Below are 23,457 nucleotides of genomic sequence, written 5' to 3' on the forward strand. Positions count from 1 at the left end.
ATCGCAATGCGTACACTCGACGGAGTCGATGACGACCCGGAAGGACGACGGATGTCCGCGTTGCGCAGCAATCTTCCTCCCACCTCCGCACTCGGGGTCGCCCGTCGTGCGCAGTGGCGCTCCCTCGGCATCCCCGCGGAGGAGCTCGACCGCCCCAAGATCGCGATCGTCAACACCTCGTCCGATCTCGCAGCGTGCTTCGCGCATCTCGACGACATCGTCGCCGTGCTGAAGAAGGAGCTCCGGGCGCAGGGCCTGCTGCCTTTCGAGATCCGCACCGCCGCCCCCTCCGACTTCGTCACGAGCGCGGGGCGCGCCGGGCGCTACATCCTGCCCAGCCGAGACCTCATCGTGAACGACATCGAGGCGTCGGTCGAGGGCGCGCTGCTCGACGGCATGATCTGTCTCAGCTCCTGCGACAAGACGACGCCCGCGCACCTCATGGCCGCGGGGCGCCTGAACGTGCCCACGGTGATCGTGCCGTGCGGCTATCAGCGCTCGGGGCTGGCCGAGGGGCGCGAGGCGGACGTCGAGGAGGTCTTCCTGCTCGCCGCACAGGCGGCCGTCACGGGGGCTCCCACCGACGACCTCATCGACCTCGCCGACGACGCGATCCTGGGCCCGGGCGTGTGCTCGGGCATGGCAACCGCGAACTCCATGCACGTCGTCGCCGAGGCGCTCGGCATGACGGTTCCCCGCGCCGCTCCCGTCCGCGCCAACGGCGCGCGGATGTGGGACAGCGTGCGCCGCTCGGCTGTCGCGATGGCCGATCTGATCGCCCGCGACATCCGGCCGCGCTCCATCATCACCGCAGAGGCGATCCAGGATGCGGTGCGCGCCATGCTCGCCGTGGGCGGATCGATGAACACCATCAAGCACCTTCAGGCGATCGCGATCGAGGCGGGCGTGGACGTGGACGTCTGGGGCCTGTTCCGTGCGCTCGGGCGGCAGACTCCGTTGCTCGCCTCCGTGCGCCCCAACGGTCCCGCACTCATCGAGGAGTTCGACGATGCCGGCGGCGGCGCCACGCTGCTGCGCGCCCTGCTGCCGCTGCTGCACGGTGAGCGACCCACTGCGGCCGGCACGACCGTCGCCGAGAACGCGTCCGCGGCCCCCGCCCCGGACGGCGTCGTCATCCGCTCGCTCGAGGACCCGTTCGGCACGGATCCCGCGATCTCCGTGCTGCGCGGCACGCTCGCCCCGGGCGGCGCTGTGGCGAAGCGCCCGGTCCCGGATCCCGGTCCGCATCGCTTCCGAGGCCCGGCGCGGGTGTTCGCGAACCGCGAGGAGGCGATCGGAGCGATCGGCGACGGCCGGCTGCAGCGCGGCGACGTCGCGGTCATCCGCGGCATCGGCGTGCGGGGCGCCCCCGGGATGGGCCTGACCTCGGCGTTCATCTTCGCCCTGCACGCTCGGGGCCTGGCCGACGACGTCGCGCTGGTGACCGACGGACAGTTCAGCGGGCTGGTCAACCAGGGCATCTCGATCGGCGAGGTCTCCCCCGAGGCCGCCGACGACGGGCCGCTCGGCCGGGTGCAGGACGGCGATGTGATCGACATCGACCTGTCCGAGGGGCGCGTCGACCTTCTCGTGGACCCCGCTGAGCTCGCCGCGCGTGAGCCCTACCGCCCTCCGGCCGACCGCGACTCCGGCGGCGGGATGCTCGACCAGTACGAGCACCTCGTTCAGCCTCTGGGATGCGGCGCCGTGCTGTGCGCGCGACCGGGGCTCTGCGACCGAGACGACACCGAGACCCCGAGCCTGGAGGACGCATGACCGATTCGACGATCACCCTGCCCGCCGCCCGCATCCCCGTCATCGGGGAGTACGACGTCGTGGTGGTGGGAGGCGGGCCCGCGGGCCTCTTCGCCGCCACGGCAGCGGCGCGCGCCGGACGCTCGGTGCTGCTGCTGGAGCGCTACGGGTTCCTCGGCGGAGCGGGGACCATGGGCGGCCTGAGCACCTTCTGCGGCCTGCACGCCCGCGTGTACGGGACAGACATGCGCGTCATCCGCGGGATCACCGATGACCTGCTCGACCGCCTCGTCGCCCTCGACGGTCTCAACGACCCGCACCTCAGCGTCGACGATCGCATCATGGCGCAGGCATTCGACATCTCGGCCTACAAGATCGCCGCGGACGACCTGCTCGTCTCGGCAGGTGCGGAAGTGCTGTTCCACACGACCGCCGTCGACACGGTGCTCGCCGACGACGGCGCGATCGACGCGGTCGTCATCGAATCGAAGTCGGGCCGGCAGGCCGTGCGCGGATCGGTCTTCATCGACGGCTCCGGCGATGCCGACCTCGCAGCCTTCGCGGGGGCGCCGTTCGAGCGATCGGAGCACCTGCTGTACCCCTCGCTGATGTTCCGCATCAACGGCGTCGACTACGACAAGGCGGGTCCGGCGTGGCGCACCATCCGTCGCCTGATGGAGGACGCGGAGGCCGCCGGCACGCATCGCTTCCCCCGCAAGAAGCCCATCGTGCGCCCGCAGCGCAATCCGCTGGAGTGGCGGTCGAACCTCACGCAGCTGAGCAACGACGACGGCTCCGCCGTCGACGGCACCGACGTGCGGCAGCTCTCCCAAGGGGAGCTGCAGGGGCGCCGGCAGGTGCGCGACACCTTCGCCTTCATCCGCGAGCGCACCCCCGGCTTCGAGGACTCCTACGTCGTGGACATCGCCCCGCAGATCGGCATCCGGGAGACCCGCCGCATCCGCGGCCGCTACATGCTCACCGAGCAGGACGTGCTCGGCTGCGCCGACTTCACCGACGTGATCGGGGTGAACGGCTGGCCGGTCGAGGCGCACGTGGCGGGAGACGTCGAGTTCCGCTTCGCCCCCGCCGACAGCAGAGGCTTCAACCAGTTGCCGTACCGGATGCTGGTGCCCGAGGCCGTGCCGAACCTGCTCGTCGTCGGGCGCTGCGCCTCGATGACCCAGGGCGGGCAGTCCTCGGGGCGCGTCACCGGCCCGTGCTTCGCAATGGGCCAGGCGGCCGGCACCGCAGCCGCGCTCGCGCTGGGCGCGGGTGTCGCCGTGGGCGACGTGGACGTGACGGCGCTCCAGGCGCGTCTGATCGCGGACGGTGCCTATCTCGGCACCGAGGAGCCGACCGCGGAGATGGTGGCGCCGACCCCCGTCTCAGCGCGCTGACGGCGGCGTCAGTCTGTCGCCGGCGGAGTCCGGTACGCGCCGGGATTCGCCGCCCGGTACGCCGCGGCGATGCGCTCGGCCGCATCCCGCAGCGCCGGGACGATCTCGTCGCGCAGCGCCGCCTCGCGCGAGCGGAGCGTGGTCGACGACACCGTCAGTCCCGCCACTGCGCGTCCCGCGACGACGATCGGCACGGCGGCTGCGATCATCCCGGGGTGCAGTTCCTCGATCGACACGTCGTAGCCGTCCGTGCGCACCTGCCGCAGGCGCTCGCGGAGAGCGCCGGTCTCGACGATCGTGAGGGGCGTGTACGCCTCGCGCGGCCGCGTCAGGTAGGCATCGAGCTCCGACTCGGGCAGATCTGCCAGCAGCACGCGCCCGACAGCCGTCGCGTGTGCCGGAAGACGCGTGCCGACCCGCACCGCATCCGGGAGCGGGCGCCGCTCCTCCACGCGCGCGACGTGGATCACATCGGGCAGGTCCAGCTCGCCGATGCTGCAGGTCTCCCCCGTGTGCGCGACGATCTCCGCCATGATCGGCTGCGCGATCTCGGGCAGCGACGAGGCGGCGAAGTAGCCCGCACCGAGCTCGAGGATGCGGGCGGTAAGCCCCCAGCGGCCGTTCTCGTTGCGGACGTAGCCGATGTGCTCGAACGTGAGCAGGATGCGGCGCACGACGGGCCTCGGCAACTGCACCCGCGTCGCCAGCTCGCTCACGCTCGAGGTCGCGTCGTGCCCGCCGAAGGCGCGCAGCACCGCGACCGCGCGCTCCACGCTCTGGATGCGGTCGCGCGATCTGTCCTCCTGCGTCACCTGGCTACCTTCCCACGACGCGCGCCGACGCCGCGCCCGTGGCGAGGGCGCGGCGTCGGCGATGTGCGGATCAGAGGTTCTCGCGCAGTCCGTAGACCGATTCGTGCCAGGGGATGAAGAACCGCTTCGCCTCGTTGACGATCAGGTACAGCACGAGACCGATCAGCGAGAGCAGCAGGATCAGAGCGAAGGTGCGCGCCGCATCCAGCGAGTTCATCGCTCTGACGACCATCGCTCCGAGTCCGACGCTGCCGCCGAGGTACTCGCCGACGATGGCGCCGATGGTGGCGAGCACGATCGCGACCTCCATACCGGCGAACAGATACGGCTGCAGGCTGCGCATCTCGAGCTGCGTGAAGGTCTGCGCCCTGGAGGCGTTCAGGCTGCGCATCACCTCGCGCTGGCCCCGCTCGACGGAACGCACACCCAGCAGCACGTTGAGCATCACGGGGAAGAACGCCAGCAGCGCTGCCAGGACGATCTTGGAGGTGATCCCGAAGCCGAACCAGATGACGAACAGCGGCACGAAGGCGACCTTGGGTGCCACCTGCGCGATGACGATGAGCGGACGGATGCTCACCTCGAGCCACGGGAGCTTGCCGAGGACGACACCCACGACCACACCGAGGACGACGGCGACGGCGAAGCCGACGAGGATCTCGGTGACGGTGACGCCCGCCTCCGCCCACGTCTTGCCGTCGGAGACGAGTGCGACGAACGCCTCGCCGACCGCGGCCGGCGGCGGGAACACGAACGGGTTCACGTCGAAGGCGCTGACGTAGAGCTGCCAAAGGCCGATGATGACGACCACGAGAGCCGGGGTCACGATCCACGGCAGGATCTTCATGGTCCGCGCGCGGGCGCGCCGGCGCTCGAGGGTGACGACCGACGTGGTGGTCGGCTGGTCCGGGGGTGCTTGCACGGTGGTCATGCGCTCATTCCTCCTCGTCGAGGTCGTGGCGAAGGCTGCGCACGATGTCGTTGAATCCGGGCGTCGTCTGCAGCTCGATGTCGCGCGGCTTGGCGTCCGGAACGGTCAGGATCTGCCGGATGCGGCCCGGCCGCGGCGTCATGTGCACGACCCGGTCCGCGAGGAACACCGCCTCCGGGATGTCGTGCGTCACGAAGACGACGGTGGAGTTGGTCTGCAGGACGATGCGCTGCAGCTCCAGGTTCATCCGCTCGCGCGTCAGAGCATCGAGCGCCCCGAAGGGCTCGTCCATCAGCAGCAGGTCGGGCTCGGTGCTCAGCGAGCGCGCGATCGCGGCGCGCTGCCGCATCCCTCCGGACAGCTCACGCGGATACGACCGCTCGAAGCCCTTCAGCCCCACGAGGTCGGCCAGCTCCGCCGCACGCGCTCGGCGCTCCGCCTTGCCCACTCCTCGCAGCTTCAACGGCAGGGCGATGTTGTCGAGCACCGAGAACCACGGGAACAGGTTGCTCTCCTGGAACACGAACCCGAGCCGGGTCACGGCGGACGGCTCGACCCGTCCGTCGCGCCACAGGTGGCGCCCATCGACCTCGATCGAACCCGCGGTCGGGGCGAGCAGGCCGCCGATCATGCGCAGAAGCGTCGTCTTGCCGCATCCCGAGCGCCCGATCAGGGCGACGAACTCGCCGCGCTGGATGTCGAGGTCGACGCCGGACACGGCATGGGTCACTCCTGCGCGGGTCTGGAAGTCGCGTCCGACGCCCCGGATGCGCAGGCGAGGCTGCGTCGCGGTCTCCGTCAGCGGCGGATCAGCCGTGACGACGGTGTCGTTGCTCATGATCGTTCCTTCCCGTGCTCAGCCCGCGGGCACGTAGTCGTTCGTGATCCAGTCGCCGGGGTTCTGGCCGCCCTCGAGCAGCCCCGCCTTGACGTAGGTGTCGTAGGTCGCCTTCCAGGCATCCAGGTTGTTCTCCAGCAGCGGCACGCCGCCGTCGGCGTCGACCCAGGTCTGCGTCGTGTAGATCTCCAGCGCGGCCGCGGCGATCTCGTCGTCGGCGAGCGCCGGGAAGTTCCAATCGCCGCTGTCGCGCAGTGTCTTGAGCACGTTGGCGAACTTGTTCGGCGCGTCGTCGATCATGTCCTGCACGGCTTCGCGGATGGCGGCCATGAACGCCTCGATCTGGGCGACCTTCTTCTCGTCCTTGAGGTTGGACTCGGTCGTGATCCAGGTCTGGATGTCGGGGGCGTCGCCGAGACCTGCGTCGTCGACGACCGCGTCCGGATTCTGCTGGCCGATGGCGAGCGAGGTGTCGAGACTGACGATGTAGCCGTCGAGCTGCCCCTGGCGCACGACCTCCAGGGTCGCCGCCGTGACGGGCACGGCCTGGCGGGTGACGGTGTCCTCCGCGATACCCGCATCGTCCAGCGTGAGGTTCAAGAGCTTCTCGCTGGTGCCGCCGATCGAGCCCATGCCGATGACCTTGCCCTCCATGTCGGCGGGCGTCGTGATGGGGTCCTCCTCGACCGAGATCATGCGCAGATTCGACTTGTAGGCCATCGTGCCCACGGCGCGGATCGGCTGTCCGTCGACCATCGGCGGGAAGACGTCGACCGTGCTCGCACGGGTCAAGGTGGTCGCGCCGCCGAGCAGCGACTGGATGGCGGCCGACGTGCCCTGTACCGGCTGGAGCGTCACATCCAGCCCGTGCTTCTCGAAGTATCCGCCCGAGTACGCGAACATCTCCGGGCCGAAGCTGAATGACTCCAGGGGCAGGAACGTGACGACCGTCATGGATCCGAGGTCACCGCCCGCGCCGGGCGTGGAGCCCGACTCCTCCGCGGCGCCTGCGCCGCATCCGGTGAGCGCGAGGGCGCCCGCCGCGAGCGTCGCTGCGACCAGCGACAGACGGCGGGTCTTCGTACGACGAACTGCTGTGATCATGTCTGACTCCTGTGTCGGGATGATCCGCTCACGCCATTGCGAGCGACACGACGAGTCTGCGAACCAGTACGCCGGGGTCCAACCACCTTTTCACCCACCGGAATGCACCGCCACCCCATCGGTCCGGATCACGACGATCCGGCCGGTGTCGCCGTCGACCTCCACCACGTCGCCGGTGCGGATCGTGTCCAGAGGCGCGGGGGCGGCCTGCACGACCGTGGGAACCCGCGTCACGATGGCGCCGAGCACGGCCTTCGTCGTGATCACGTCGAACACGAGGGCGGCGGGAGCGGTGCCCATGAGTCGCGTGCTCTGGAAGAAGCCCGACCACCCTGAGGAGCCCTTGGCGCCGGGGAAGACGAGCAGACGGCCCGTGAAGCACTGACCGAACAGTTCGTGCCGCGGCTCGATCACCGTCCCGGTGGCGACGTCGATGCCCCCGAATCCCGAGATCGGCTCGCGCGTGACCAGCGCCGGCGCGCGCACGCGCCCGGGGACGATCCCCCGGCCCACCAGCTCGATCACGTCAGCTTCCCCCGCCAGCGGCCCGTGACGGCCGCATCCACGCACTCGCGCGTCGTGCCGAACCACGCCTCGATGCCGAGGATCGCGGGCAGATAGTGCGCCTGCTTGGCCGAGTCCGTCGCCATGACGCGGGTGCCGGGCGGCGCGGCGCGCGACATCGCCGGGCACGACTCGGTCAGCACCCGCCCGCCCGCTCGGGCGATCGTGCGCGTCCAGCCCCGACGCAGGGCGTCGGCGGCGAGCGCACGCGGCAGCATGATCCACAGCTGCACACCGTCGGCCAGACGACGCCCCTCCAGGAGCCCCGCGACCCCCTGCACCTGCGCGAGCGAGGCGTGCGGACAGCCGAGCAGCACGAAGTCGACCTCCGTGCTCTCGCCCTGCGCGTTGAGCGTCTCGTACGTCGCTCGCCGCTCGCGCTCGCCGTAGGTCACCGCCTCGGGCATCCCCGCGCCCCCGAACGCCGCCTCCAGGGTCGGCGCCTCCGGCGTGACCCCGGGCAGGTGATACAGCTCCACGCCGCCCGAGGTCGCGGTGGCCGCCCCGAAGTGCTTGAGATCCGCATCCGATGCCGGCGCGAGTGAGCCGACGATCGCGGGGCGCGCCTCCTGCACGAGCTCGCCGACGAAGTAGCCGAGCAGCCCCCACTCGCGGAAACCCTCCACGGGGGTTTCGGCGCGCACGAGGTGGGTGGCGAGACGGTTGGCGGGAAGGTGATTGCCCCAGTACGGGATGCGGCCGGTCAACGACGCGGCACCGGTGGAGGCGGCGCCCTCGCAGTTGGTGCGGGCGCCCAGCACCGAGTTCGCGTAGACGACGGCCGATGACTCCATCCAGGCGCAGTGCTCGCCGAGGACGGGGAGGTTGCCCACCTGATAGGGCGTGCAGGTGCCCAGCACCCGCACGCCGCGATCGGTGAAGTACGACTCCGCATCCTCCTGCAGCCGGATGCTGTCCGCCGGGTATCGCGTGAGCCCCTCCGCGTCTGCGCCGAACCCGTGCTGCAGCTGGCAGGTGGGCACGCGCATCGAGGGGATGTCGAGCTCACGGTCGCTGTCGAGGTTCATGACGGCGAAGGCCTTGGCCCACCCGCCCTCGGCCACCAGCTTCGCCTTCGCGGGCGAGGGTTGGGTCATGGTGCCGGCGACGTTGCGCGTGGCGACCAGCCGCTCGGCCTGCAGCGCATCGCCGTAGCGGATCAGCAGGTCCATCGCGACCGCGACGGCGTCACCCTCGACACCGTCGCGCATGCGCTTCTCCTCGTCGGTGAGGTGCATGATCGCGGCCCGCTCAGTGGGCGGCGACCTCGGGCAGCACGACGTGATCCAGCTCGTAGGCGGTGGGCGCCAGCGCCTGTCCCATGATCGCCTCCATGACGCTCAGCGGCACGAGGCAGTCCGCGCACGCCCCCTCACCGGCCTCGATGCGCACGACGATCCGATCGTCGGCCGACGCCTCCCAGCTGAGCAGATAGCCGTCGGCGCCCATCATCTCGCCGAACGGGGCGAGGGCCTCGTCGACGGAGGTCGCGGCGCTCATCGGTCGCCTCCGATGCGGCTCTGCGAGAAGGGGATCTCGCGCGGCGGGTTGAGCGTGAAGATCTCCACGACCGCCGAGACGCCCGCGTTGTCGGCGCCGGCGACCATGATCTGCACCGACCTCGGATTGTGCAGCGACGCGACCGCATCGGGTTCGCCGCTCGCGCTCGCCGTGTCCGGCATCGAGTCGGGGTGCGTGCCGGGCAGCCGCCAGCGTGTCTTGTGCGAGAGGGCGTCCTTGCCGACGGCGGCGAGCTCGTCACGGGTGCGACGGGCGTTCTCGAACACGAAGGAGCGCAGATCGTCCTTGCTCCAGCCGGCCCGGGCGAACACCTGAGCGTGCTCGGGGGTGAGCACCAGCAGCGCGCTCGTGTACTCGTGGATGAGCGCACCGGTGCGGGCGATCGTGTCGATCAGGTCGCGCGCCAGCTGCTCGGGCTCCTGCGTGTGCCGCGCCTCGATGTGCACGACCGAACGGATGACGAAAGCGGTGACGACGTCGTCGGCGGCGGTGAAGCCGTGCTCGACATGCAGCGGCTCCCAGGGGCTCTGCTCCTCGTTCTCGGCGATGCAGGCCGAGTACTTGGCGGGAGTGCCCTGCGTCGCCTGGTCGAGCTTGTGCGGATGCAGACCGAACACGTTGATGCATCCGAGCCGGATCGCACGTCCGATCGTGGCGTTGGCGCGGAAGCCCGATCCGAAGACGTTGCCGCGCCCGTTCAGCCCGATCCGCTCGCGCACCGGCCCGTTGACCACGAGCATGGGCGCCGTGCCGGTCGTGGACTGCCAGATCCCGCGAGCCGGATGCGGCTCCTTCGCGATGGCCTCCCACGCCGCGATCACGGTCGGGAAGTAGTCCGCCCGGCATCCGGCCAACGCCGCGTTGATCGCCGCGAGCCGGACGGTCATCGAGCGGTTCAGGTGCGAGATCGTGAACAGCACCTCGTCGGCGCCGCGATCCGTGGCGGCGAGGAACTCCTCGAGGAGCGTCTCGGTGACCGGCACCACGGGCAGGCCGTCGGTCCAGTCGTTCTCGTAGTAGTACTCGACCAGCGCGCGCACACGGTCGGCGTCGACCGTGGGCGCCTCGTCCGTCAGAAGCGTCATCGTCATCCCTCCTCCACGCCGAGGATCCGCAGGACCTCGGGCATCACCGCGGCCGCGCGCTCGCGCACCTCGGTCTCCGTCAGACTCGCCATCGGATGTGCGACGGCGGTGAACTCGAACCCCGGGAACCCCTGCACCGAGGCCATCGCGCGACCCGACATGAAGAAGGAGTCCGAGGTGATCGACACCGTCGGCACCCCCGCGCGTTCGAACATGATCCCGTCGGCGACGGTGGCCGCCGAGCAGCTGCCGCAGTCGCCGACGGCGGTGATCACGATGTCGTTCTCCGCGGCGATGCGCTCCAGCAGCGGTTCGGACAGGGGGGTCCCGAAGTAGTCCTTTGTGTACAGCGTCGCCTCGCCCGCGGCATGATCGCGCTGGAGGATCGCAGCGATCTCCTCCAGCAGCATCGTCGCGTTCGGCTTGGTGTTGTCCAGCAGCCCGACCCGGAGTCCTCGCAGGCTCACCGGACGAGCGGCGAGCGTGCCGTCGTCGGCGCCCGCGCTCATCCCGGTCGGATCCAGCAGCGCTTCCTGCGGTGCCATCTCGCTCTCCCTTCGTCGCGCCAGTTGCGCGGCGGTCAGGATGACACGCGTGCTCGCCCCGGTCGGAGGCCGGTTTTCACTCCACGGAAGAGCGCGTGCTCGTCCGGAGGGCAGCGGACAGGATGCTGGGAGACCACAGGAACGAGGACGATCCGTGTTGACTCCCATCCCCGCGACGATGCGGGCAGCGGTGCTGGAGGACGAGGGCGCCGCGATGCGGATGATGACGATCGCCGTCCCGGAGCCCGGGCCCGACGAGGTGCTGCTCGAGGTGATCGCGTGCGGCGTGTGCCACACCGACCTGCACGTGATCAAGGGCGAGGTCGTCTTCCCGCGTCCCGCGGTCATGGGTCACGAGGTGAGCGGGCGGATCGTGGCAATCGGCGCCGGCAGCGACACGTCGTTCCGCATCGGCGACTCGGTCGTCGCCGGGTTCATCATGCCCTGTCGCACCTGCAGCGCGTGCCTGCGCGGCCGCGACGACCTGTGCGAGCAGTTCTTCCGCCGCAACCGTCTGGAGGGGACCCTCTTCGACGGGCGCAGTAGGCTGCGGATGCCGGACGGGTCCTTCCTCGCGATGTACTCGATGGGCGGGCTCGCCGAGTACTGCGTCGTTCCGATCTCCGCCCTGGCGGCACTCGCGGCCGGTCTCGATCCCGAGACGTCCTGCATCCTCGGATGCGCCGGGCTGACCTCCTACGGGGCCGTCTTCCGCGCCGGCGAGGTCGCCGAGGGTTCCACCGTCGCGATCATCGGCGTCGGCGGGATCGGATCGAGCCTCATCCCCCTGTGCCTCGCGGCCGGCGCGCGAGAGGTCATCGCGGTCGACATCGCCGCCGACAAGCTGCGCAGCGCCCGCGAGCTGGGCGCGACCGCCACCGTCGACGCGTCCACCGGGGACCCGGTCGCGGCAGTTCGCTCCCTGGTCGGCGGAGCCGACGTCGTCTTCGAGGCGTTGGGCCGCGCCGAGACCCTGGAGCAGGGGCTCGGGATGCTCGCCGACGGTGCGCGCCTCGTCGCGATCGGCATCGCCGCCGCCGGAACCCGGGCGCAGGTGGAGATCACGCCCCTCGTGCGCCGCGGACAGCAGATCGTCGGCTCGTTCGGCGCGCGCACCCGCGAAGACCTTCCCGCCGTCGTGCGCCTCGCCGCAGAGGGCGCCTTCGACACCGACCGACTCGTGACCCGCCGTTTCGACCTCGAGGACGCGGATGCCGCCTACGCGGCGCTCGCGCGGGGCGAGATCACCGGCCGGGCCATCATCATCCCCCGACGTATCCGAGAAGAGGAGACCCGATGACGACCGACGCCATTGCGATCGAGGACCTTCCCGCCGCGCGCGGCAGAGAGCTGGGCCCGTCCTCCTGGTACCCGATCACGCAGGACGACATCGACGTCTATGCGGATCTGACCGGCGACGACAACCCGCTGCACGTCGACGAGGCCGCCGCGGCCGCCTCCCCGTTCGGGGGACGCATCGCCCACGGCATGCTGACCCTCAGCATGGTCGTGCTGCCCCTGCGGGAGATCTACCGGGTGAGCGGAGCCAGCGCCGGCATCGTCTACGGGTTCGACCGCATCCGCTTCCCCGCCCCGACGCCGTCGGGCGGACGCATCCGCCTCGCCGGCCGCATCGCGGAGGTCGAGGATCGCGGCGATGCGCTCCAGGTGACCCTCGCGCTGACGTTCGAGGTCGAGGGCTCGACCAAACCCGGGGTCGTGGCCGAACTCATCCTGAGGCACTTCCGGTGAGCGGCATCCGACTCGACGGACGGGTGGCGATCGTCACGGGTGCGGGTCGCAGCCTCGGCCGGGCGTACGCGCTCGCCCTCGCGGCCGCGGGAGCTGCGGTCGTCGTCAACGACGTGGATGCGGCATCGGCCGGCGCCGTGGTCGAGGAGATCCGCGCCGCGGGCGGCTCGGCCACCGCCGCCATCGCGGCGGTCGGCTCGACGGCGGCGGCCGAGGAGCTCGTCCGAACGGCTGTCGACACCTTCGGGCGGCTCGACGTGCTCGTCGCGAACGCGGGCGTGCTGCGCGACCGCGTGCTCTGGAAGATGAGCGACGAGGAGTTCGATCTCGTCGTGGAGACGCACCTGCGCGGGACTTTCACGTGTGCGCGCGCCGCCGCATCCTTCCTGCGCGAGCAGGGCGAGGGCGGGCGCATCGTGCTGATCGGCTCGCCCGCGGGCCAGTTCGGCAGCTTCGGGCAGACCAACTATGCCGCCGTGAAAGCGGGGATCGTGGCGATGGCGCGCACGTGGTCGCTCGAGCTCGCCCGCGCCGGCATCACGGTGAACGCCGTCGTCCCGACGGCTCTCTCGCCCATGACGGCCACGATCCCCGCGTACGCGCAGGCGTGGGAGGACCACCTCGCGGGCCTTCCGGTTCCGCCCGAGCTCCGGCGCGAGAAGGCGCTGGGCACACCCGACGACGTGGCGCCCCTGGTGGTGTGGCTGGCCTCGGAGCGGGCCGCGGGCGTGACGGGCCAGGCCATCGGGATCGGCGGCGACCGGCTCACCCTCTACGCCCACCCCCGGGTGCTCGACACCGACCATCGGGACGGCGGATGGAGCGCGGAGGAGATCGATGCGGCCTGGGCCGACCGCTTCGGCGCGCAGGCGCAGCCGTCGGGACCGCCGTCGCGCAGGGAGGACGCGTGAGCGGCATCCACTACAGCGACCTGTGGGCGCGGATCGCTCAGACCGATCCCGACCGCACCGCCATCGTCACGCCGACGCGGCGCCTCAGCTACGCGCGATTCGCCGCGGAGGCGAGTGCTCTCGCCCGGCACCTGCGTGAGAGCGGCGTGGGCCTCGGCGACGCGGCGGCGCTCTTGCTGTACAACCGGGTCGAGTACCTGACCTTCTTCTGGGCGTGCCTGGCCGTCGGCGCCTCACCCGTCGCGATCAACTACCGCTACCGGGCGGGCGAGGTGCGCGCGCTTCTGGAGGACTGCGACGCGAAGGTGCTGATCGCCCCGACTTCCCTCGCGGACGTCGCCGCCGAGGCCGTGACGGGGCTCGAGCCCGCCGTCCGGTTGATCATCGTCGACGACGAGGGCGGCAACGCATCCATCCCCGGCGCCGAGGATTACGACGCGATCGTCGCGGAGGGTGGCGAGATCCCCCCGGCCGCGCCCCGCGGCGCGGATCTGCGGCTCTACACGGGCGGCACGACCGGCGCCCCCAAGGCCGTCGTCTGGGAGATGGACACCCTGCTGCAGGCGCGTCGCCAGTCGACGTGGGGTGTCATCGGGATCGACCCGCCCGACGACCTCGAGGAGGCGGCACGCATCGCGACCGCCGCCGAGACACCGCGCGTGGTGACCCTGCCGCTGCCCCCGATGCTGCACGGCACCGCGCAGTCCACGACCATGGGGACCCTCGCGCTCGGCGGCACGATCGTGCTCCTCGAGAACGCCCACCTCGACGTCGCGGAGGCCCTCGCCATGGTGCACGAGCACGGGGTGACCCGTCTCGTCGTCGCAGGGGACGCCGTCGCGCTTCCTTTCGTCGACGCCGTCGAGGCGGACGGCCGGGGGCTCGGGCGCGTCGATTCGATCATGAGCTCCGGCATGCGCTTCAGCGACGAGGTCAAGCGTCGTCTGCACGAGCAGGGCGAGGTGATGATCGTCGATCTGCTCGCCTCCAGCGAGGGCGGTCCGTTCGCGTTCGGCATCACGCGCGCCGCCGAGGACCTGCCCGCCAAGCTCATGCTGACCCCGGGCACCGTGCTCCTGGACGAGGATCTCGCCGAGATGCCACCGGTCGCCGGCGCCCGCGGCATCCTCGCCTTCCGCGGCGTCCTCCCGCGCGGCTACTACGGCGACCCCGAGAAGACCGCGCGCACCTTCCCGACGATCGGCGAGCACCGTTACGTGATGCCCGGCGACTGGGCCCTGGCGCGCGGCGACGGCTCGATCGAGCTCCTCGGCCGACTGAGCGCCGTGGTCAACACGGGCGGCGAGAAGGTCTTCCCGGCCGAGGTGGAGGAGCAGCTGCTCGCGCACCCCGACATCGACGACGCCGTCGTGTTCGGCCTGCCGCATCCGCGATTCGGCGAGGTGGTCTCGGCCATGATCGTGCCCGCCGAGGGCGCCGCGGTCGACCTCGACGCCCTCGCGGAGTACCTCGACGAGCGCCTCGCCGGGTACAAGAAGCCCCGTCAGGTCTTCGTGCGGTCGACGCTCGCGCGCAGCCAGACCGGCAAGATCGAACTCACGCGCGTCAAGGCCGACGCCGCCGCCGAACAGGCAGAACGGATGCAGGGAGCACGATGACCATCGATCTGAACGCCGTCACCGCGATCGACGTGCACGTCCACGTGCAGATCGACGACAGCGGACGCACCGCGTCGCCGCCCGCCCTGACCGCCGCCATGGCGGCGTACTTCGGCAGCAGCGAGCCGCCGCGCACGGTGGATGCGACCGCCCACTACTACCGCGAGCGCAACATGGCGGCGGTGGTGTTCACGGTGGACGCGACCACCAACCTGGGCCACGCCCCCAACAGCATCGACGATCTCGCCGCGGGCGCTCACCGCAACGCCGACGTGCTGATCCCGTTCGGCAGCGTCGACCCGCTCCAGGGTGAGGCGGCGGTCGAGGAGGCGCGCCGCCAGGTCGGGGAGCTGGGCGTGCGCGGTTTCAAGTTCCACCCCTCGGTGCAGGGCTTCGACCCGTCCGCGCAGGAGTTCGATGCGCTGTGGTCCACGATCGAAGAGCTCGGCGTGCCGATCATCGTCCACACGGGTCAGACGGGTGCCGGCGCCGGGACTCCCGGCGGATGGGGGTTCCGGCTCTCGCTGTCGAATCCGATGCTCCTCGACGATGTCGCGGCGCGGCATCCGGATCTGCAGGTGATCATGGCCCACCCGAGCGTGCCGTGGCAGGACGAGGCGCTCTCGATCGCCACGCACAAGCTCAACACGTGGATCGATCTGTCCGGCTGGTCGCCGAAGTACTTCTCGCCCGCGCTCGTGCGGGCGGCGCGCACCTATCTGAAGCACAAGATGCTCTTCGGCTCCGACATGCCCGCTCTCACCCCCGACCGGTGGCTGAACGACGTGCAGACGCTCGAGTTCCCGCCGGACGTGCACGAGATGATCGTCAAGCAGAACGCCGCCCGGCTGCTGGGACTGTCATGACGGGCGCCCCCACCGACGTCTTCGGCTACGCCGCGCGGCTGACGGACGCCGAGGCGACCAAGCTCACCGCGCTGCGGGAACTGCTGGAGCAGCGTGCCCGACCGCACCTGGCCACCTGGTGGGAAGACGCACACTGCCCCGCGCACCTGCGCAAGGAGATCGCGGCGTTGCACCTCGAGGACGATCCGGCGATCGTCGGCGAGGACGGCGAGCCGCGCCCGCTCTACATCGGCTTCCGCCACCTGGAGCTCGTCCGGTTCGACATGTCGATCGGCACCCTCTACGGCGGGCAGGTGGGCATGTTCCGCACGCTCGTGCGCCGCGGCGGTTCGCCCGAGCAGGTCGAGCGATGGGATCCCCGCATCCGCTCCTTCGATCTCACCGGATGCTTCGCGCTCACCGAGCCCGATCACGGCTCCGATGTCGCCGGCGGCCTCGAGACCACCGCGACCCGTGAGGGCGACACGTGGCGCATCCGGGGGCACAAGCGGTGGATCGGCAACGCGGCGCTGTCGGAGGTGATCGTGGTAGTCGCCCGCGATACGGCTGACGACCGGGTGAAGGCCTTCCTCGTGCCGCGTGCGGCCGAGGGCGTGACAGTGCGCGACGTGACGGGGAAGATCGCGCTGCGGATGGTGCGCAACGGTGACATCGAGCTGCGCGATGTGCGTGTACCCGAAAGCGACCGGCTGCAGCGCATCGACTCCTTCGCCGACCTCGCCGCGATCCTCGCCGACCTGCGGTTCGTCGTCGCGTGGAATGCGGCAGGGCTCCAGATCGGCGCGTACGAGGCGGCGCTCGCGTACGCGTCGCGCCGGCGGCAGTTCGGGCGGCCGATCGCCGGCTTCCAACTCGTGCAGGAGAAGCTGTCGCGCATGCTGGGGAACGCCACCGCGACACTCGCGCTGGCCGTCGCGATCACCGACGCGCGCCAGAACGGGGGCGCGGACGAGATGCAGGCGGCCCTCGTCAAGGGCTGGGCCGCCGACCGCGCCCGTGAGACGGTCGCCCTCGCCCGGGAGATCTGCGGCGCGGAGGGCATCCGCGTCGACAACGACGTCGCCCGCTTCTTCGCCGACGCGGAGGCGCTCTACACGTTCGAGGGCACGCGGGAGATGAATGCGCTGATCGTGGGACGCGCCGTCACAGGGCTGAGCGCCTTCACCCGCTGAGGGTCAGGACTCGGGGCGGGCGTACCCCGCCGCGGCGAGCTGCCGGGAGATGGAGGTCGCCGTCAGCCGCACGAGGTGGATCATGTTCTTGCCGTCCACATCCTGCTCGGTCAGAGCCAGCGAGCAGGCTGCCACGACGGAGCCGTCGGCCGCGTAGACGGGTGCGGCGACACTGATGTGCACGTTGTCGACCTGCCGGTCGCTGACGGCGTAGCCGCTGCGGCGGATGTCGGCGAGCAGCCGCTCGAGCAGCGCCGGGTCGGTGTAGGTCCGCGAGGTGAAGGCGGTGAGCGGGCGGGCGAGGACCTCGGCGCGCACCTCCTCGGGCGCGTGGGCGAGGAGCACGAGGCCGATCGCCGTCGCGTGCATCGGATACCTGTTTCCGACACGCGGCCTCGCCGCCGGCCGACGCGGGCTCTGCAGCAATTCGATCGACACGAGCTCGAGCCCCTCGCGGATCGCGAGGTGCGCGGCGTATCCCGTCGTCTCGTAGAGGTCGAGCAGGTAGGGCCGGGCGAGGCGCTGCAGCCCCACCGATCGCGGCGCGAGCGAGGCGGTCTCCCACAGGCGCAGTCCGATGTTGTACCGCCCGTCGCCGTCCCGCTCCAGCGCGCCCCACTCGGTGAGCCGCTTGACGATGCGGTGACAGGTCGCGATCGGCAGTCCGGTGCGGCGGGAGATGTCCGAGAGGGACTGACGCACGCGGCCGCCCTGGAAGGTGCCGAGGATGGCGAAGGCCCGGTCGATCAGAGAGCGCGCACCGTCGTCGGACGTACCCTCCAGCGCCATCGCCATGCCCCCATCATCGCGGATGCGTCCCGCCCTGGCTATGCCCGGTTTCCGCTGCGTGGAACCCGCAACCCCCTTCGGCCCCTCGCGCGTCTCGGCCGGTGCCGGTGCTGGTGCCGGTGCCGGTGCCGGTGCCGGTGCCGGTGGTACACCCGCATCCGTGTCTCACTTATTCACGCGTAGCGCACCCCAAACGTGCACAACCGAGACATGCACCACCCCACTCGCACCCCATCCGCATCCGTGTCTCACTTATGCACGCGCAGCGCACCCCAAACGTGCACAAGTGAGACACGGAGGGGGATGCGGCACACCGGCCACACGGGCGGGTCACCGGCACACGGGCGGCACACCACCCGGGCGGCACACCAGACGGGCGGGCGGGCCACCCGAGGGGTCAGGCGGGCCACCCGCGGTCCGTGCCCCGAGAGGCCCGCGCGTCAGGCGGTGAGGACGAGCTTCAGCTGCTCGATCGCCCAATCCAGTTCCGTCGCGCGCACGACGAGCGGCGGCGCGATGCGGATGGTCTGACCGTGGGTGTCCTTGACGAGCACGCCGCGTCCGAGCAGTCGCTCGGCGACCTCGCGCGCGGTCCCCTGCGCGGGGTCGATGTCGACACCGGCCCAGAGTCCCGCCACGCGCACGGCCGTGACGCCGTGACCGACGAGGTCGTTCAGGCGCCCCTCGAGATGCTCGCCGAGCGCCTTCGCGCGCTGCTGGAACTCGCCCGTGGCGAGCATCTCGACCACACGGTGAGCCACGGCGGCCGCCAGCGGGTTGCCGCCGAACGTCGAGCCGTGCTCGCCCGGACGGATGACGCCCAGCACCGCCGCGTCGGCCGCGACGGCGGACACGGGAAGGATGCCGCCGCCGAGCGCCTTGCCGAGCACGTACATGTCGGGCACGACGCCCTCGCGCTCGCACGCGAACGTGTACCCGGTGCGACCGAGACCCGACTGGATCTCGTCGGCGATGAACAGCACGTTGCGCCGGGTGCAGATCTCGCGCACCGCGGCGAGATAGCCAGCGGGCGGCACGATGACGCCGGCCTCTCCCTGGATCGGCTCGATCAGCACCGCGGCGGTGTTGTCGGTGATGGCCGCCTCGAGCGCGTCCGCGTCGCCGAACGGCGCCGCCACGAACCCAGGCATGAACGGACCGAAATCGCCGCGCGCCTCCGGGTCATCGCTGAAGCCGACGATGGTCGTCGTGCGCCCGTGGAAGTTGCCACCCGCGACGACGATCTCGGCCGCACCGGCGGGGACCCCCTTCACCCGGTACGCCCATGCGCGGGCGACCTTGATCGCGGTCTCGACCGCCTCGGCGCCCGTGTTCATCGGCAGGACGAGGTCCTTGCCGCAGAGCTCGGCGAGTGCCGCAGCGAAGACGCCCAGCTGATCGTTGTGGTAGGCCCGACTCGTGAGGGTGAGGCGCGTGAGCTGCTCCTGCGCGACCGCCACGATCGCCGGATGCAGGTGTCCGAAGTTGAGGGCGGAGTACGCCGACAGCAGGTCGAGGTAGCGCTTTCCCTCGACGTCGGTGACCCACGATCCCTCGCCACGCGAGATGACGACAGGCAGCGGGTGGTAGTTGTGGGCGAGGTGCGCGTCCTCGGCCGTGATGATGTCGCTCGTGGTGGTGTCGAGCACAGACATGTCGGTCTCCTTCATCGACGTCATCGACGCAGCTCGAGCGTGCAGCACTTGATGCCGCCGCCGCCCAGCAGCAGCTCGGACAGATCGATCAGCACGGGGTTGTACTCGCGCTCGCGCAGCTGCGCCTCGAATCCCTTCGCACGGGGCGAGATGAACACGTTGTAGCCGTCGCTCGCGGAGTTGAGCCCGAAGACATCGCCGTCCGCATCCGAGACGCGGATCGCATCGGGGTAGCGCTCGGCGAGGATCTTCTGGCTCGCCTCGTCGAACGCGCCCGGAAGATACGCGATGTTGGCCTTCTCGACGCCGCCGGCACCCTCGACCGGGTCCAGCACGGCGATCGCGGTGTCGAGGTGGTAGAACCGCGGATCCACGAGCGTGAGCGAGACGACCTCACGACCGAACACCTCTCCGACCTCGCGGTGGCTGTCGCCGGTCGAGCGGAACCCGGTGCCGGCGAGGATCGTGTTGCCGACCAGCAGGAAGTCCCCCTCGCCCTCGTTGACCTCCTCGGGTCGGGCGACGCGGAACCCGTTCGCGGCGAACCAGTCCATAAACGGCTCCGCCTCGTCGGCGCGCTCGGCGAAGCGGAACTTCGGGCCGTAGGCGACACCGTCGATGACGAAGCCGCCGTTGGCCGTGTAGACCATGTCGGGCAGCCCGGGCACGCCGTCGATGAGGCGCACCTCGTGGCCGAGCGCGACGTAGGCGTCGTACAGCGCCTGCCACTGCGCCACAGCCTTGGCCGTGTCGGTCGGGTCGGCGGGCCGCATCCACGGATTGATGGAGTAGCTGACCGTGAAGTGCTCGGGACGGCACATCAGGTAGCTGCGGCGCTGGGCGATACGGGATGAGGGCACGGATGCGGTGGACATTCAGCTCCTTCGGCACACGGCGGACGCTGTCCTGGGGCCCGGCGGAGCTATCAGAGAGCCGGCGACACGGGCACGCCGGATGACATTCTCGCACGACGAGGCGAATCGCGACCGGAAGCGCGTACCCGGATGCGGCCGTGCGAGGCTGGAGCGCACACCCCCTGTCGAAGGAGACCCATGAAGCAGCGCACTCTCGGCCCGTTCTCCGTCTCGGCCATCGGCCTCGGAGCCATGCCTCTCTCGATGAACAACGACAACGAGCTCCCCGACCGGGAGAGCGCGATCGCGACCGTGCACGCCGCCCTAGATGCGGGCGTGACGCTCATCGACACGGCCGACATCTATGCCCCCAGCTGGGATGCGATGGGTCACAACGAGGAGCTCGTCGCCGAGGCCCTCGCCTCCTGGGGCGGCGACCGCTCGTCGATCGTTGTGACGACGAAAGGCGGCATCACGCGCACCGAGGAGAAGGACTTCGGCCGCGACGGCTCCCTGCCGTACCTGCGCGGCGCCGTCGAGTCGTCGCTGCGGCGCCTGGGCACCGACGTCATCGACCTGTACCAGTACCACCGCCCCGACCGCTGGATCGTCTACGGCGAGATCATGCAGAACCTCAAGGCGCTGCACGATGAGGGCAAGGTACGGGCGCTCGGGATCTCGAACGCGAGCATCGAGGAGATCCAGATCGCCCAGGAGGTGCTCGGCGACGCGCTCGTGAGCGTGCAGAACGAGTTCTCGCCGCGCCACCCCGGCAGCTACAAGGAGCTCACCTACTGCGCGGATGCGGGACTCGCGTTCCTCCCCTGGAGCCCGCTCGGCGGAACCGGCGGCGGCGGACGGTCGGTCGGCGAGCGCTTCCGCGTCTTCTCCGAGGTCGGCGAGGCGCACGGCGTCAGCCCGCAGCAGGTGGTGCTGGCCTGGGAGCTCGCCCTCGCCGACACCGTGATCCCGATCCCGGGCGCGCGGCGCGCCGCATCCATCACCGACAGCGCGAAGGCGGCCGATCTGGCGCTGTCTGCGGACGAGATCGAGCGGCTGTCCTACTCGGTGGGCATCGACGCCTGAGACGCAAAGCCGAGGAGGGGATGCGGCGGGCGAACACCCCGACCGCATCCCCTCCTCGTCGACAGCCCCCATGGCGTCCGGTGGTCACAGAGCGGGTCTATGATCAGACGTCCGATAGTTGCGGATAGTCAACTTTTTCCGCCTCATCCCACCGGAGGCTCCATGTCCGAGACTGCGCGCACCGACCAGCCCGTGATGACGCACCGCGCCATACTGCTGGTGATCTTCGGCCTCATGGCCGGCATGTTCCTCTCCGCCCTCGACCAGACCATCGTCGGCACGGCGATCCGGACGATCGGCGACGATCTGCACGGGCTGAGCCTGCAGGCGTGGGTGACGACGGCCTACCTGATCGTCTCGACGATCGCCACGCCCATCTACGGCAAACTCTCCGACATCTTCGGCCGCCGGCCCCTCTTCCTCTTCGCCATCATCGTGTTCATCGTCGGCTCGGTGCTCGCGAGCTTCTCGACCGACATGGTGCAGCTCGCCGCGTTCCGCGCGGTGCAGGGCCTCGGCGCCGGCGGTCTCATGTCGATGCCGCTGGCGATCATGGGCGACATCCTCGCGCCGCGCGAGCGGGCCAAGTACCAGGGCTACTTCCTCGCCGTCTTCGGTATCTCGAGCGTCATCGGTCCCCTCGTCGGCGGACTCTTCTCCGGCGCGAACCAGATCCTGTGGATCGCCGGATGGCGCTGGGTGTTCCTCATCAATGTGCCGATCGGCATCATCGCGCTGTTCATCGTCGTGCGCTTCCTGCACATCCCCCACCGCCCGCGCGAGTCCGTGCGCATCGACTGGTGGGGTGCGGCGCTCGTCGTGGTCGCCCTCGTCCCGCTGCTGCTGGTGGCCGAGCAGGGCCGCGAGTGGGGCTGGGACTCCCCCATCGCCATCGCCTGCTACGTCGTGGGCGCGCTGGGCGCTGTCGCGTTCGTGTTCGTCGAGCGCGCGATGAAGACGGATGCGCTCATCCCGCTGACGCTCTTCCACTCGTCGACGTTCTCGATGGCGACCGTCATCGGCGTGCTCGTGGGCTTCGGCATGTTCGGTGCGATGCTGACGCTGCCGCTGTATCTGCAGCTCGTGCTGGGCGCCACGCCCACCGAGAGCGGCTTCCAGATGCTGCCGATGATCCTCGGTCTCATGATCGCCTCGATCGCGAGCGGTCAGATCATCGCGCGCACCGGTCGGTACCGCATGTTCCCGATCCTCGGCACGCTGTTCCTCTCGGGCGGATACGTGCTGCTGACCTTCCTCCGCGTCGACAGCTCGTACTGGTTCCTCGCCGGCGCCATGCTGCTGCTCGGTCTCGGTCTCGGTCAGCTCATGCAGACGCTGACGATCGCCAGCCAGAACTCCGTCGGTCTGCGCGACATGGGTGTGGCCACGAGCGCGTCGACCTTCTTCCGTCAGATCGGTGGAACCCTCGGCACCGCCGTGCTCCTCTCGCTCCTGTTCACACTGGTGCCCGCGAACATCCAGAACTCGTTCGCCGATGAGACCACCGTCACGAACGCGCTCGAGGCGGCGCTCGATCCCGCGGTCACCCAGGCTCCCGAGAACGCGGCGATCATGAAGACGATCTACGACCCGATCGTGGCGAACCTGCAGCAGGCGGCGAGCGCCGCATCCGTTGACCTGTCGAACGATGCCGCCCGCGAGGCGTTCGTCGCTCAGGCCGTGCCGCAGGTGCAGGAGGCCCTCGCCTCGAAGAGCGACGACCAGAGCTTCGACGGCTCGGTCATGAACGACACGTCGTTCCTCAACGGCGCAGACCCCCGCCTGACCGCTCCGATCCTCGTCGGCTTCAACGACTCGGCGACCGTGGTCTACCGGGTGGCGCTGGGTGTCGTGATGCTCGCGTTCGTGCTGACGCTGTTCTTCCGCACGCCTCCACTGCGGGCCAAGTCCGCACTGCAGGAGGCGGCGGATGAGGCGGCCGCCGCATCCGAATCAGACGATCCGGCCGTGCTCGCGCAGGCCGCGGCGGCGGATGCGGGTGCGCTGGTCGCGCCCGACACCGGCCCCGTGCCCACCGCGGACCGCCCGCTTACCAGGCGAGATCTCCGCGACTGAGCCCCGTCGGTCCCGCCCTCCCCGGCGGGACCGACGACCGCTTGCCCGCACGGCATGTCCCACTTCCCGCACTGCGTGTCCCACTTCCCGCACTGCGTGTCCCACTTTCTGCAGGAATCGGG

Annotated in this window: 22 protein-coding genes; 10 read left to right on the plus strand and 12 right to left on the minus strand. The window is 70.5% G+C overall.

Translation table 11 applies throughout. From position 1 onward, the window contains the following. Positions 1-51 precede the first annotated feature (51 nt). Together QE377_RS05265 and QE377_RS05270 are read left to right on the plus strand one after the other, a co-directional pair. Positions 52-1,776, plus strand: a complete 1,725-nt coding sequence (locus tag QE377_RS05265) for a dihydroxy-acid dehydratase (protein WP_307320224.1) — start codon at positions 52-54, stop codon at positions 1,774-1,776. Continuing rightward, entirely contained in the window at positions 1,773-3,155 is a 1,383-nt protein-coding gene (locus QE377_RS05270) for an FAD-dependent oxidoreductase (protein WP_307320226.1), read from the plus strand. The genes QE377_RS05265 and QE377_RS05270 overlap by 4 nt, the downstream gene beginning before the upstream one ends. Positions 3,156-3,163: 8 nt before the next feature. On the opposite strand, the gene QE377_RS05275 is transcribed toward QE377_RS05270, so the two are convergent. The 9 genes from QE377_RS05275 to QE377_RS05315 all read right to left on the minus strand — a co-directional run bounded on the left by QE377_RS05275 (position 3,164) and on the right by QE377_RS05315 (position 10,555). Next, complete coding sequence (locus tag QE377_RS05275; protein ID WP_307320227.1) at positions 3,164-3,967, minus strand: IclR family transcriptional regulator C-terminal domain-containing protein; 804 nt, start codon at positions 3,965-3,967, stop codon at positions 3,164-3,166. A 70-nt stretch (positions 3,968-4,037) separates the two neighbouring features. Continuing rightward, positions 4,038-4,898 carry an ABC transporter permease gene (locus QE377_RS05280; RefSeq protein ID WP_307320228.1) on the minus strand — a complete coding sequence of 287 codons (861 nt, stop codon included), beginning with the start codon at positions 4,896-4,898 and terminating at the stop codon, positions 4,038-4,040. A gap of 4 nt (positions 4,899-4,902) precedes the next feature. Then, positions 4,903-5,736, minus strand: coding sequence for an ABC transporter ATP-binding protein (locus QE377_RS05285; RefSeq protein ID WP_234073741.1), 834 nt, complete (start codon positions 5,734-5,736; stop codon positions 4,903-4,905). Between the two features lie 18 nt (positions 5,737-5,754). Further along, positions 5,755-6,840, minus strand: a complete 1,086-nt coding sequence (locus tag QE377_RS05290) for an ABC transporter substrate-binding protein (protein ID WP_307320229.1) — start codon at positions 6,838-6,840, stop codon at positions 5,755-5,757. Between the two features lie 90 nt (positions 6,841-6,930). Continuing rightward, positions 6,931-7,365, minus strand: coding sequence for an aconitase X swivel domain-containing protein (locus QE377_RS05295; RefSeq protein ID WP_307320230.1), 435 nt, complete (start codon positions 7,363-7,365; stop codon positions 6,931-6,933). Continuing rightward, entirely contained in the window at positions 7,362-8,642 is a 1,281-nt protein-coding gene (locus QE377_RS05300) for an aconitase X catalytic domain-containing protein (RefSeq protein WP_307320233.1), read from the minus strand. Before QE377_RS05300 ends, QE377_RS05295 begins: the two co-directional genes overlap by 4 nt. 13 nt (positions 8,643-8,655) lie before the next feature. Continuing rightward, complete coding sequence (locus QE377_RS05305; RefSeq protein ID WP_307320235.1) at positions 8,656-8,904, minus strand: hypothetical protein; 249 nt, start codon at positions 8,902-8,904, stop codon at positions 8,656-8,658. Beyond that, complete coding sequence (locus QE377_RS05310; protein ID WP_307320237.1) at positions 8,901-10,016, minus strand: hypothetical protein; 1,116 nt, start codon at positions 10,014-10,016, stop codon at positions 8,901-8,903. Before QE377_RS05310 ends, QE377_RS05305 begins: the two co-directional genes overlap by 4 nt. Further along, entirely contained in the window at positions 10,013-10,555 is a 543-nt protein-coding gene (locus QE377_RS05315; RefSeq protein WP_307320239.1) for a UGSC family (seleno)protein, read from the minus strand. The genes QE377_RS05310 and QE377_RS05315 overlap by 4 nt, the downstream gene beginning before the upstream one ends. A gap of 154 nt (positions 10,556-10,709) precedes the next feature. On the opposite strand from QE377_RS05315, the gene QE377_RS05320 reads away from it, so the two are divergent. Genes QE377_RS05320 through QE377_RS05345 form a run of 6 tightly spaced genes read left to right on the plus strand, consistent with a single transcriptional unit; the run spans position 10,710 to position 16,875 of the window. Further along, a complete protein-coding gene (locus tag QE377_RS05320) occupies positions 10,710-11,855 on the plus strand; it encodes a zinc-binding dehydrogenase (protein ID WP_307320240.1) in 1,146 nt (381 codons plus the stop codon). Continuing rightward, positions 11,852-12,307 (plus strand): MaoC family dehydratase, encoded by a 456-nt coding sequence (locus QE377_RS05325; RefSeq protein WP_307320242.1) that lies wholly within the window; start codon positions 11,852-11,854, stop codon positions 12,305-12,307. Before QE377_RS05320 ends, QE377_RS05325 begins: the two co-directional genes overlap by 4 nt. A 5-nt stretch (positions 12,308-12,312) precedes the next feature. Further along, positions 12,313-13,218, plus strand: a complete 906-nt coding sequence (locus QE377_RS05330) for an SDR family oxidoreductase (protein WP_373459557.1) — start codon at positions 12,313-12,315, stop codon at positions 13,216-13,218. Continuing rightward, positions 13,215-14,837, plus strand: a complete 1,623-nt coding sequence (locus QE377_RS05335; protein ID WP_307320247.1) for an AMP-binding protein — start codon at positions 13,215-13,217, stop codon at positions 14,835-14,837. The genes QE377_RS05330 and QE377_RS05335 overlap by 4 nt, the downstream gene beginning before the upstream one ends. Then, on the plus strand, positions 14,834-15,703 hold the full coding sequence (locus tag QE377_RS05340) for an amidohydrolase family protein (RefSeq protein ID WP_307320250.1): 870 nt from the start codon (positions 14,834-14,836) through the stop codon (positions 15,701-15,703). Before QE377_RS05335 ends, QE377_RS05340 begins: the two co-directional genes overlap by 4 nt. Beyond that, entirely contained in the window at positions 15,700-16,875 is a 1,176-nt protein-coding gene (locus QE377_RS05345) for an acyl-CoA dehydrogenase family protein (protein WP_307320252.1), read from the plus strand. The genes QE377_RS05340 and QE377_RS05345 overlap by 4 nt, the downstream gene beginning before the upstream one ends. A 3-nt stretch (positions 16,876-16,878) precedes the next feature. Here QE377_RS05345 and QE377_RS05350 read toward each other — a convergent pair whose 3' ends face one another. From QE377_RS05350 to ddaH, 3 genes are all read right to left on the minus strand, one after another. Continuing rightward, positions 16,879-17,670, minus strand: coding sequence for an IclR family transcriptional regulator (locus QE377_RS05350; RefSeq protein ID WP_307320255.1), 792 nt, complete (start codon positions 17,668-17,670; stop codon positions 16,879-16,881). A gap of 434 nt (positions 17,671-18,104) precedes the next feature. Next, a complete protein-coding gene (rocD, locus tag QE377_RS05355; RefSeq protein ID WP_307320258.1) occupies positions 18,105-19,319 on the minus strand; it encodes an ornithine--oxo-acid transaminase in 1,215 nt (404 codons plus the stop codon). 20 nt (positions 19,320-19,339) lie between these two features. Beyond that, positions 19,340-20,194, minus strand: coding sequence for a dimethylargininase (gene ddaH / locus QE377_RS05360; protein ID WP_307320261.1), 855 nt, complete (start codon positions 20,192-20,194; stop codon positions 19,340-19,342). Between the two features lie 177 nt (positions 20,195-20,371). Here ddaH and QE377_RS05365 point away from each other — a divergent pair, with 177 nt between their 5' ends. Next, positions 20,372-21,259, plus strand: a complete 888-nt coding sequence (locus QE377_RS05365) for an aldo/keto reductase (RefSeq protein ID WP_307320263.1) — start codon at positions 20,372-20,374, stop codon at positions 21,257-21,259. A 162-nt stretch (positions 21,260-21,421) separates the two neighbouring features. Further along, on the plus strand, positions 21,422-23,335 hold the full coding sequence (locus tag QE377_RS05370) for an MDR family MFS transporter (protein ID WP_307320267.1): 1,914 nt from the start codon (positions 21,422-21,424) through the stop codon (positions 23,333-23,335). The last annotated feature ends 122 nt before the right edge of the window (positions 23,336-23,457 follow it).

This window comes from Microbacterium sp. SORGH_AS_0862, from assembly GCF_030818795.1.
GTDB lineage: Bacteria > Actinomycetota > Actinomycetes > Actinomycetales > Microbacteriaceae > Microbacterium.